We start from the raw sequence: 11,803 nt of genomic DNA on the forward strand, positions 1-11,803 counted from the left end.
TTCATTGAATTGAAAGTATCCGTTTTTCCAGGCTACAGCTTCGTCAGTATCTACTGCACGTGTGCTTAGGTTATTGTTGTTTAAGACAGACTGCAGACCTGGAAGCAGATTTACAGTTTTTCGTGATCCGACTTGTGAAACCCGTACTGCGCCTTCCAGCAGTGTCGTTTTGGTCGTGGCTTCGTCTTCGTAGCTATTGATGTTAAAGTGTGTGCCGAGTACTTCGACTTGTTGTTTGCTGGTTACGACGATAAAAGGCGTGCGTGCTTTTTTATGGCCTGATTCTTTGAAGGTCATCTTCGCTACTTCAAAATAAGCCTCTCCTGATAATTCCACTCTGCGCTCATTCTTGCTGAACAGGGTTGGGTATTTTAAAGAAGAAGATGCATTAAGCCAGATTTTACTGCCATCCGGCAAATTGACCTGGTATTGTCCGCCGCGAGGCGTGGTTATGGTATTGTAGGCTATTTTTGCTGATGCAGTTTTTTCTTTTTTCGCTGACTCAGTAACATTGTAGACGAGTTGTCCTTTTTCTGTTTTGGTAATGGTGATGCCGGTTTGTTCGGCAATTTCTCCATTTGTAGTGCTGTCGAGATTGATCACTTTTCCATTGGCAAGTGTTAACGTCGCTTTGTTTTGGCCAGCTTTGATCGTGTTCTTAACCAGTCCGGGGTCCTGAGATGGATTCAGGATGACGTGATGGCTATTAAAATAGAAAAGGCCTGCGCCGATAAGCAAAAGAACTGCTGCGGCTGTGGCAGTATAGCGGTACCAGGAGATTTTTTTAACAACAGGTTTTTGATGACTTGCTAGTATGTTTTGCAGCATATTGTCTGCATGAGGAAATAAAAGGCCGTCTGTTCTGATTTTATCCCATGTGTCATCCATTAAGCTTGTGATGTCATTGTTTTCTTGATTTTCAGCGACCAGAGATAGAAATTCCTCCCGTTCCTCATTGGTGCAGGTGTCTTCAATGTATCGCTGGTATAAACTGGCTAATCTTGAATTCATAGGTGTGTTGTTTAGGCTCCCTTTATTGTAAAGACCCCTGGTATGGGAGAGAGGAGTAATGGAATTGAAAAAAAATAATTAATGTTTTTCAGCTAGTAAAGTCATGAGGATGACTACTATGGCAATGTCGGTATGCGTACTTACGTAATTTCGAAGAAAGCGCAAAGCATGCTGCATATGCGTTTTTACCGTTAGCTTAGAGATGTTGAGCTTTTCGGCAACTTCTTCATATTTCAATCCTTCCTGATGACAAAGAGTGTAAACGAGCTTTTGCTGTGCCGGTAATTTTTCTATGGCTTGATTTAAGACTTTTTCTGAATCTTTAAATATGATGTATTCCTCGGTTTCATTATGATCTTCCTTATAGTTAGTGGCTATCATTCTGCTGGTTCTAACTTCTAATGCCATTCTGCGCAGAACCTTTAAGGTATGGTTTCTGGTCAGGACTCTCAGATAGGCATCCAGGTTTTCAATCTGGGTGAGGTGCTCTTCCTGCTTCCAGATCTTTACGAATATTTCCTGCGTGATTTCTTCGGCAAGGCTTTCTGATTTGATAATTTTTAAAGCGTAGTTGTAAACTTTGGGGCTGTAACGATGAAAAATAATACTAAAAGCCTTGGTGTCACCAGTTGAAATCTGGTGCAATAATGCTTTTTCGTCATTAAAAATCTCTTCTGGCTTTGTTGGTATCATGTTATGATTCAGAGCCGTGCTGTCTGAATTGAGGCCTAATGTAAAGATAAAAAAATAAATGCGCTCTTCAAAAGGTGAAGAGCGCTGTATTTTTTATCAGTCTTACCGGCTTTACTTTATTTTACTGGTATCGACATCCCAGTTGTCTGTTCTGAAGGGAGCAACAGGCAAACCTGTACGCGTAAAAATATTACCTATTCCTGCATTACTAAACTGATAACGAACAGCGACAGGTATTTTTACTTTCTCGCTGGAAACAATGATGGTACCTCCTTTTATTTTAATCATTGCAGGATAAAAGATCTTATCTGCCCCAGCTATGAAAATTTCTTTTGGCATTTTTCCTTTAATAATTAAACCTGTCTCTGCATAATCAAAATCAACGACCACCTTACCGCCATTTACTTTGAAAGATTTTAACAGCGGACTCTTATAGCCATTTGTTTTTAAGCCATAAGTTTCGGCCAGGGCAATATTGGACAGGCGAATACCTACATCCTTTTTATTGGTGGGATGGATATCAAGGGTATCGCTAACCAGATCTGAAATTACTGCCATGCCTGTTTTCACTGTGGATAGGCTTTTAGTCTGGGCCTCTCTTACCAATGCACCCACATTATATTTATCATATTTATAAGGAGCAATTTGTACGTAATAAAATGGAAAATTTTTATTCCATGCTTTACGCCAGGAGGTTATCATGGTGTTCATTAATTCCGTATAACTCAATGGTGCCTCCCGGTTGCTTTCTCCCTGGTACCAGATTGTACCTGCAATTTTGTAATTAACAATGGGGTAAATCATGGCGTTATAGGTATATCCGGCATTTACCGGCCACCATGGAGTAGGGTTGTTTTTTTTCGATGCCTCTTTTAAGGTTACATTATTCTCTATCAGATTTTCCGGTGTCCAAACTTCTGCAGGTGTACCGCCCCAGCTGCTGGCAATAAGACCAATTGGTACATTTAAAGTTTTGTTTAAATTTTTACCAAAATAATAAGCTACTGCACTGAATGCTTTAAGAGCGCTGGTGTCGCAGGTTGTCCAGTTGCCGGTGCAATCATCTTGTGGTGTTTTTGAAGTCGTTTTAGGCATGTTGAACAGTCTGATATTAAGTTTGTTCAACAATTCGTATTCCTCTTTAATACTGGAAATTCCTGTATAGTAATTCCTCTCCATATTCGATTGACCACTACAGACCCATACTTCTCCAATTAAGATGTTGTTAAGGATAATTTTATTTTCACCCTGCAGGGTAATGGTATAGGGGCCACCTGCTTGTGGTGTCTGAATGTCAATTTTCCAGCTTGCATTTCCATCCGCTGATGTTTCGATGGTCTTATTGTTCCAGGAGGTTATAATTTTTATCTTTTCATCGGGTGATGCCCAACCCCATAGTTTAGTGGAGGATTGCTGCTGTAATACCATGTTGCTACCCAATATATTTGGAAGACGGATATTGGCGCGCAATGATAGAACCAGGAAAGAAAGCAGGAGTAATAGAAAGTGTTTTTTCATCTGGGTCTATTTTTCTAAAAAGTCAAGTTCTGCAATGGCTAAGTTCTTTTTATTGGCTGCAATAGAGGTAGCCTGCACTCGTACATACCTTGTTGTAAGCATTTTTGTAAAATAATGTGTTCTTGGTGTGGGATCATTAATCAGATTTCCAAATGCAACATTTTCTACAGTTTGCCAATTTTTGCCATCTTCGCTGATTTGTACAATGCTTTTTTCCATCATACCATCGGCAAATTGTTGAGGCGGGGTATAAACAAAGCCTGTCAGGCTGTGTTCACGGCCGAGATCTATGGCAATCTGGTGCTTGTTAGCACCGGCCAGCCAGTAAGTTTGAGAATTGGCATCGAATGCCATATTCTTTGCATGGTCATTTGTTACACTGTCTGTATCTAATAATTTCCAGTCTTTTTTCACAATCCCAAAAGTTTCTATGGCTACAGGTCCTTTTTCTTTATCGGCGATGGATAGAGCTTTTATTTTACCCCCGCTTACTGATACCGGGCCGTTATATTTTTTGGAGGAAACGGTGGGTTCAGTGCCGTTTGTTGTATAATAGATTTCGGTGCCTTTGTTCAGGTTGGCCGTTGCATTTTCTCCATGGGGTTTCCACCCAAATTCGTGTGATTTAGGCGATATGGTTAATAAACCGTTGATGTCTCTGCTGAAGGTGAGCTGAGGCGGTCTGGTGCGGTAATAATAGGCGCCTATTGCAGCAATAACAGGTTTTGCTCTGGAGGATAAAATCACCAACCTGAATTTTGAGGCTGTAACTTCTGGAAAACGTAATATACGTTTATAGCCAATGTTTGTTGCCGAAGCAATTTTCTCCCATTTATGACCTATCCAGGCTTCAACAATATGTTGCTCTACGCGTTCTCCGTAACTGGCTATGTTTTCCTGCAACAGGATTCTGTTGATGGTAACGGGTGTGCTGGTGGTAATGTTTGTGTTTTGCTCTTGCTTTGATATTTTAGCATTGGCAAATAAATTTTTGCTATAAGTTTCGGAAATCCGCTTTCCTGTTTCGGTCAGTACTTTTACATCTTCATCAGAGAATTTGCCCTGGCGGTTTGGAGGAATATTGAGCAAGAATGTAGAATTGCCGCCTACTGCTCTTTCGTAAATATCAAAAACATCATCGGTACTGCGCACTTTTTGTTTTTCGTCATCCCGGTAAAACCAGCCTTCTCTAATAGAGGTATTGGTTTCGGCTTGCTGATAGTGCAAGTATTTTCCTTTGTATAGTTCCTCCCGGCCGCCTAAAGATTTATCTGTTAGATCTGGAAAGTGGCTTGCTGTATCTGGGTTTTCGGGATAGGGGATCACGTTCCATTCGGTTTCCCGGGTGCCACCCGATTCATTACCACACCAGCGGATATCTTCTCTGCCAAAAATAACAGCCTTTGGGGCCAGGGTATGGATTAACTTCTTCCATGCGGCATAATTATATTTCTGTCCGCCTTTAGACTTGGGATTTGCCCCATCAAACCAAACCTCATACACTGGTCCATATTCTGTTAATACTTCGAAGAGTTGATTGAGGAAATATTCGTTGTAGTCATCAACCTCAAATTCGAATTTGGTTTTGTTATCAAATGGCCTTCCGGGCACTTGACGGGGTATGATGCGTTTAGAAACTTTGCTCAAATTGCCGTATAAACCCGTTGGACTTTCTACCTGGAACAGATCTGCGGGTGATAAATAGATACCTAGTTTTAACCCATATTTTTTACAGGATGCCGAGAGGTCTTTTAAGATATCGCCTTTCCCATTTCGGAATCCTGTAGACATGATTCCGTGATCGGTATACCGGCTTTGCCAAAGTACAAATCCATCGTGGTGTTTTACGGTTAGAAGGACCATTTTAATGCCTGCTGCTTTCATGGCCTGGCACCATTGGTCAGTATGCAATTCTTTCAAATCGAATACTTTGGGATCTTCAATACCATTTCCCCATTCTACCCGAGTAAAGGTATTGGGGCCAAAATGTATAAAGGCAATAAACTCGTTCTTTAAGGCACTGAGCTGATTTGTTGTAGGAACTACATGTGCAGCTTTGTTAATAATGGTGGCTTTGCTGTCGTTTGGTGCTATAGAAATGGTGTTTTGCAGCTTTATCGCATTGTTCTGTGCATGTGTGTGTACATAAAAACAGGTGATTAAGGCTGTGAGGGCAAAGATTTGTTTCATTTATTTTATTTGATTAGTAAAATTACAATTTGGTAAACAAGACTTTAGGGCTCATATTGTCTCTTACTTAAAGTATATTGTCATTTTAGGACTACCGGCCAGGGTTTTGGACCATATTTACTTTTTTAGCCGGGCTAATTGTCATGTAGCACACAACAACAATGATTGTCAGTGTTATTTTTTCTTTAAAATTTGTTTGATTATTTCCTCATATGCGTTTGCATACTGGATCATGCCAATGTCATTGGGGTGTGTTCCATCTATCGTGCTGTCGTATGTAAAACCTATTTTTTGTGCTTTAAGTAGGTAAATGTTTTTGATGCCTTCTTTTCGTAGTTTATAAAATGTGGCAGACAATACCTGGCTAACATGGGTATATTTGCTGGTGATGGAGCTGTCTAAATTAAGTCCTGGCAAAGCACCTGAATGTTCGGTAAGCAGGATAGGGGTATGTGGATGTTTTTGCTGCAGACTTTTTACGGAACTGGTGATCCGCTTTTCAACTTCTTCATCTGAGAATTTATTTCGGTCGTAGAGGTTCGGCATACAATCCAATATATACAAAGACGCTTCAATTTGACTGATTAAGTCAATCAGAGGGGATTCCAGTTGCCCGTTGCCGGAAAATCCAAGATTGATAACCCTAGTGTTTAATCTTCGTCCTAGTATATTACTCCAGGCCAGTCCGGGCCGGCTGGAACTTGCGCCTTGTAAAATGGATGTGCCGTAAATAACTACAGGCTTTTCTTTTTCATTTACTTTTTGAAATTGAAATGCTGCGGTTGAAGCCACTCCTATCTTAATCCATGAAGGGGTTTTATATAGGGGGAGATAAAGTCTGTATTCTTTTATGGGTAATGGCGCGCTGATGTTGCTGAATTGAAACCTGATGGTATCGCCAAGATCGTATTTGCCACTGATCCAGTGCCAGTTGTTTTTTATATCCTGAGCGTAAAGATCAACCCCGCTTACATTTAAAGCCGTACTATTGGGGATAATATAGCTGCCGTTGACTTGATACTTTACTCTTATTTCCCGGGCATCTGTAGTAAAGGTGATGTATTCTCCTGCTGAATTTTGTGACAATTCCCAGAGCTCTTTTCTTACATTTTCCTGAGCGTTACCGGGTAAGCGGTCGTATGTGTTTTTTAATCCCGTTTGCCAATACCTGCCATCAATTACAGGATATCCAGCCTCTATTGGGCTATTCCATTTAAGAGATTGAGCGTGTGCTGAAAGATGAAAAAGTACCATCGAGATAAATAGGATACAGAATTTTTGTTTCATTTTTTGGAAAGTATTTGATCTATAGTTGGTTTTAGGGCTGCAGCCCATATTTAATTAAATCCAGATTGCCATTTGGTAACAGGAAGGGCTTTTTTAAAGGTAGATAAATAAAACTCCGTGATAGAACTTAGTATTTGGTATTGAATGGTAAAATTATACTTAAAGAGAAAGAAAACCTATGTTTGAATTGATAATTTGCTTCTTTATATTAGCCTTAATGCGTGAAAAAATTACCATTTATGCTAATATAAAATAAGAATAATAGAGTAGGAGAAGGTAGGTGATAGGATCTATTGATGAGGACGAGACGGCATATTCCTGAAAGTTGAGAATGATAATAATGTTTAGATGAAACCTGTTTTCGAATTTTTCCAGTGAGATAAAACTGAATGATGTGGCGTCGATTGCTAATATGAACAAACAGGCATTCTGTCGTTTTTTTAAAGCAAGGACACAAAAAACACTTGTAGAGTTTATTAATGAAATTCGAATCGCACATGCTATAAAACTCATGAGTGCTGATGATGGGAATATAGGAAGTATAGCCTATAAATGTGGCTATAACAGCATTTCCAATTTCAATAAATTTTTCAGACTGGTCACAAAAAAAACGCCATCGGAGTTCAAAAAGCAGTTTGCTTAGCGCCAGGTAAAGGAGGAGTTAATATTTATTTTTAATTACTAATATTTTTAGTAATTTTAGCTGTTCAATTGATCTTATGCCTGGGTATGGAAAATAAAGTCGGAATAAATAACAACAGTGTAGACTCAGCGGGTATTACCAAAGAGTATAAAGAGGCCATTGCTGAGCTCATATGGAATGGGTTTGATGCTAAAGCAACTCATGTTGATCTCATTTTTAACGCGAATGAACTGGATCATATTGATGATCTGGTCATCGCAGATAATGGGACTGGAATTGACTTGTCTACACTGGGCGAAACCTTCGGTTCTTTTTTGGACTCGCTGAAACGTAAGTCTGTACAAAAGACTTCTTCGGTTAGAGGAAAGAAGGGAAAGGGGAGGTTCTCCTTTATTGCATTTGCAGAAACTGCGGTTTGGCAAACGGTTTATAAAGATCAGCAAAGCGGACAATTTCTGGAATACGACATTACCGTACATGCGGGAAACAAACATGTATATAAGAATGAAAATAACCGGATTTCTCCCGCAGAGAAAACGGGAACGAGTTTAAGGTTGTCCAATCTGTACGGAATTACGGGATATTCTTTGAGCAGTACAGAGTTTATAGATTATTTGAAGGCAGAATTTGGTTGGTTCTTGTTATTGAATGAACAAAGACACTTCTGCTTGAGTTTAAACGGAGCAGCAATAGAATTCAGGGATATTATTGCTGAAGATGAGGTGTTCAAAAGTGTGGTTTCTGATCATGGAGGAAATGAATTTGAATTTAAAATCACTTATGTGCGGTGGAAAAAGAAGATCGGAGACAAATTCTACTATTATTTTTTGAATGAACATAAAAAGGAGTTGTATAAAGAGTTGACTTCTTTTAATCACAATGCTATCAATTTTTACCACAGTATGTATGTGGAGTCGAACTTTTTTAATGAGTTTATTTCTTCAGATAAAGAGGGTTCTGGAAGGCTGTTTGGGGTGAACAGGAATAATCTGGTTTTCAAGAGGCTTTTGAAGGAACTCCGAAACATCATTAATACCAAACAGAAGGCTTTTGTGAGGATCAATGCAGCTGATGAGCTGATTTCAAAGTATGAACGTTTGGGGGTATTTCCAAAATTCAGGAACAATAAGTATGAGCAGGAAAAAAAGAAAGATCTTGTAGAGGTAGTGCGGGAGATTTACTGTATACAACCCAAGATATTTAAGGGTTTAAGTGAAACTCAGGAAAAGACGAGTGTGGGTTTTATTAATCTTTTACTGGATACTGATGAAAGAGGACATATTTTAAATATTCTGGATGGAATTGTGCAGATAACTGCCGAAGAGCGGGAGAATTTGTCTAATCTGTTAAAGAAAACATCATTCAGCCATATTCTAAGAACCATCAACCTGATTGAAAGCCGGGCAAAAACGATAGAACTTTTGAAGACACTGGTATTTGACCTGAAATCCTTTACCAATGAAAGGGATCATATACAGCATGCAATTGCAGAAAATTATTGGTTGTTTGGAGAACAGTTCCATTTGGTTACTGCGAATGAGGCTTTTGAGAAGGTGTTGTCGAAGTATTTGTATATTATTGATGACTTACCCGCACCTGCAAAAGTTAAATTGCAGGATGCGGAGAAGGTTAGAAGGCCTGATCTTTTTATCTGCAGGCAGCGAAGCGTGCCGGATCCCTCCAGCCATGATGATGATCTGGAAGAGAATATTATGGTTGAACTGAAGCGTCCGGATGTGGTGATTGGCAAAGCGCAGCTTCGCCAGATTGAAGATTATATGGATTTTGTGACCCGGCAGCCGGAATTTAATGCGCAAACGCGTCAATGGAAGTTTTTTGTGATCAGTAATGAAACCGATGCTTATATTAAAAAACAGTACGATGAATTCAGGGATAAGGGGAAGCGCTTTTTAGTCAAATCATGGGGCAATCTGGAGATCTTCGTCATGACCTGGGACGATGTGTTCAGAAGTTTTGCAGTGAAACACAAGTATCTGCTGGACAAGCTTGATTTTGACAAAAGGGCCATTGCTGCCGAACTTAAAGCAAAGGGAATTGATTTGAATGTGGAAAGTTCTACTGCCGTTACAAAGGAAGTGAGGGCAGCGAGCATAACTAATTTTTAAGTCCAGAGGCTCTATAAGTTAAAATATGTTAATTTGCTAAAGATCAATTGTTAATAGAATAGATTTGTTGTGCAGATCTTTTGCAACCTGCACTCAAAAAATGAACAGAAAATTTTTATCTATTTTGTTTTTTACCGGATTGGCTGGGCTTTCCGGTACTGCGGCTTATGCGCAAAAACCAGATCCGGACTTGGATGTAAATATGTGGATGCAGCACCCGGTTGTGGTAGATGGGAATTCTGAGGAATGGCATGAGCCATTGAATAATTTTAATTCAGAAACCAAGCTGGCTTTTGCCCTTGGAAATGATGAGCAAAATCTTTACCTGGTTATTGAATCTCTGGATGAAATGACGACGGGCCGTTTGATTCGTGGTGGGTTGACCTTAAACATCAATACTGCGGGCAAAAAGAAGGATGGTATAAAATTGAACTTTCTGGGCATGCAGCAACCTCCACCTTCACACGGAGAATTGAAAGATAGTACCATACATCATCCTGAGGGGATTGGAGAACATGAACATGATCCAGGTGTTAGATCCATTTCGGTGTCTGGGTTTAAAAGTATTCCAGATGGCAGTTTAGCGATTCCTAATGATGCAGGGATACAGGTTGCAGCAGCTTTTAATCAGCGCAGAGATTATATTTGTGAACTGGCCATTCCATTGGCTCAGTTGAATTTAACGGGAAAAGAAGTGAAAGGAATTGCCTATCAGATCAAGATCAACAGCGGTGCTGGAAATCCGGAACATCACCGTCAGGGAGGTCAGGGTGGTGCTGAAGGTGGAGGCGGTGGAATGTCTCGCGGAGGAGGAATGGGCGGCGGTATGCGCGGTGGTGGTGGCCATGGTGGTGGAATGGGTGGCGGCCGAAGAGGCGGCGGTATGGGCCAAAGAGGAGGAGAGGAAGGAAGCAGCAACAGCTCAAGATCTTCTGATTTTTGGATCAGATATGAACTGGCTAAACCAGGAGAATCTTTTAAAATGAATTAATTTTTCTTTCTTAATAATTGTGCAGCGAGGGCTTTGTCTTTTAGTATTCCTTTATTTTTGGGGTCTAGACTCAGCCCTTCGTTGTATTGCGTAATGGCGTTTTTATAATCTTTGAAGCTGAAGTAGACGGAGCCAAATCCCCAATGGATTTCCGGGTTTTTGGGATTTAATAACCAGGCCTGGTTGAAACGGTACATGGCTGTCTGGGGATCTCCTTCGTTCAGGTATTTAAAACCAAGTTGTACTAATGCTTCTGACGCTTTTTCCGGACTTTCTTTTTGAGTGGCTGTTCGTATAAAGGCACTGTCTGCTTCCAGTTGCTGTTTTGTTTTTGCAGCATGTCCATATTCTGGCAGAAGCCTGATATTGGTTTTTGACTGTTCTTTCCAAACTGCATAAGCATCTTTCTTTTGAGTACAGGAAAGGAGGGAGAGCATAAGAAAGAGGTTCAGGGAAAGAAGTTTGACACAGCTGTTCATAGATATCTGGATTGAGCTAAGCTGCAAATCTAAACAAAGATCTTAGTTCCTCTTGCAAATGGGATTTAAAAATAAAGCCTGCTGTTTTTGCAGCAGGCTTTATAAATTAAATTCTGATTTATTTTACATCATTTCTAACCTTATTGGCTGTCCCTTGACCTGGAAGATAGATCTGGAACCCGAAAGATAAGTGCAGATTGCCCTGATATCCATTATTTCCAAATCCGGTTAAGCCCTGGTATTTCAACAATGTTTCAAGCCCGATATTAGGGGTAATGAAATAAGCAAAACCCGGGCCTACGCCAAAGTCTAAACCATTCGTTGTGCCACCGCCTTTACTTGTATTTGTTCCGCCAAAACCAATGTTTGCTTCTCCAAAGAAACGGCCATGTTTTAGAACTTCTACATCTTTACCGGTATAATAACGACCAAGGGCACCAATACCGTAGTCAGTGGTTGTTGCAGCATTCTTTGCGGTAACTAAACCGATATGTGCATATCCCCCCAAAGCAACATTGTCTTGAATAAACCATGCAGCTTTTGGAGTAATGTCCATTTTGAATACTTTTGAACCACTTAAACCCAAATCGAAGTTGGCCAAATCTGCACCAATTAATACATTACCCTTTTGAATCTGGGCACTTGCCGAAAGGCCTACTCCGAGTAGTACAACAGTTAGCAAGCTTAAAGTAAATTTTTTCATAAGATGTTTTTTAAAAATGTTAATAGATGAGCTATAGACTACAAGCTTAATGCTATAATAACTTTTTGTATCTTAGAATTGTTTTTATTTTCTGCGTTTAGGTGTTAAAAACGCAATAAAATGTAATTGATTCGGTTTATTTACGGTTAATAAATTCCCTGA

Annotated in this window: 10 protein-coding genes; 3 read left to right on the plus strand and 7 right to left on the minus strand. The window is 39.9% G+C overall.

The window, feature by feature from the left end:
• From VNZ46_RS01830 to VNZ46_RS01850, 5 genes are all read right to left on the minus strand, one after another.
• Positions 1-1,011, minus strand: a 1,011-nt coding sequence (locus tag VNZ46_RS01830) for a FecR family protein (RefSeq protein ID WP_325558360.1), incomplete at its 3' end; no start/stop codon positions are given.
• A 78-nt stretch (positions 1,012-1,089) separates the two neighbouring features.
• On the minus strand, positions 1,090-1,704 hold the full coding sequence (locus tag VNZ46_RS01835) for an RNA polymerase sigma-70 factor (RefSeq protein ID WP_325558361.1): 615 nt from the start codon (positions 1,702-1,704) through the stop codon (positions 1,090-1,092).
• A 111-nt stretch (positions 1,705-1,815) separates the two neighbouring features.
• Positions 1,816-3,222: a sialate O-acetylesterase gene (locus tag VNZ46_RS01840; RefSeq protein ID WP_325558362.1), complete on the minus strand. Its 1,407-nt coding sequence runs from the start codon at positions 3,220-3,222 to the stop codon at positions 1,816-1,818.
• Positions 3,223-3,228: 6 nt separating this feature from the next.
• Positions 3,229-5,412 carry an alpha-L-fucosidase gene (locus tag VNZ46_RS01845; protein ID WP_325558363.1) on the minus strand — a complete coding sequence of 728 codons (2,184 nt, stop codon included), beginning with the start codon at positions 5,410-5,412 and terminating at the stop codon, positions 3,229-3,231.
• Positions 5,413-5,586: 174 nt separating this feature from the next.
• Positions 5,587-6,699, minus strand: a complete 1,113-nt coding sequence (locus VNZ46_RS01850; RefSeq protein WP_325558364.1) for an SGNH/GDSL hydrolase family protein — start codon at positions 6,697-6,699, stop codon at positions 5,587-5,589.
• A 394-nt stretch (positions 6,700-7,093) separates the two neighbouring features.
• Here VNZ46_RS01850 and VNZ46_RS01855 point away from each other — a divergent pair, with 394 nt between their 5' ends.
• The 3 genes from VNZ46_RS01855 (at position 7,094) to VNZ46_RS01865 (ending at position 10,459) form a co-directional block, all read left to right on the plus strand.
• Complete coding sequence (locus tag VNZ46_RS01855; protein WP_325558366.1) at positions 7,094-7,342, plus strand: AraC family transcriptional regulator; 249 nt, start codon at positions 7,094-7,096, stop codon at positions 7,340-7,342.
• An 86-nt stretch (positions 7,343-7,428) separates the two neighbouring features.
• Positions 7,429-9,468 carry an ATP-binding protein gene (locus VNZ46_RS01860; protein ID WP_325558367.1) on the plus strand — a complete coding sequence of 680 codons (2,040 nt, stop codon included), beginning with the start codon at positions 7,429-7,431 and terminating at the stop codon, positions 9,466-9,468.
• Positions 9,469-9,568: 100 nt separating this feature from the next.
• Positions 9,569-10,459 (plus strand): hypothetical protein, encoded by an 891-nt coding sequence (locus VNZ46_RS01865; protein WP_325558368.1) that lies wholly within the window; start codon positions 9,569-9,571, stop codon positions 10,457-10,459.
• Here VNZ46_RS01865 and VNZ46_RS01870 read toward each other — a convergent pair.
• Both VNZ46_RS01870 and VNZ46_RS01875 read right to left on the minus strand, forming a co-directional pair.
• Positions 10,456-10,938, minus strand: coding sequence for a tetratricopeptide repeat protein (locus tag VNZ46_RS01870; protein ID WP_325558369.1), 483 nt, complete (start codon positions 10,936-10,938; stop codon positions 10,456-10,458). The two genes, VNZ46_RS01865 and VNZ46_RS01870, sit on opposite strands and share 4 nt — an antisense overlap.
• Positions 10,939-11,056: 118 nt before the next feature.
• Entirely contained in the window at positions 11,057-11,641 is a 585-nt protein-coding gene (locus VNZ46_RS01875; protein ID WP_325558370.1) for a hypothetical protein, read from the minus strand.
• Positions 11,642-11,803 lie beyond the last annotated feature (162 nt).

It is taken from the genome of Pedobacter sp. (assembly GCF_035566355.1).
In the GTDB taxonomy this organism is placed as follows: Bacteria; Bacteroidota; Bacteroidia; order Sphingobacteriales; family Sphingobacteriaceae; genus Pedobacter.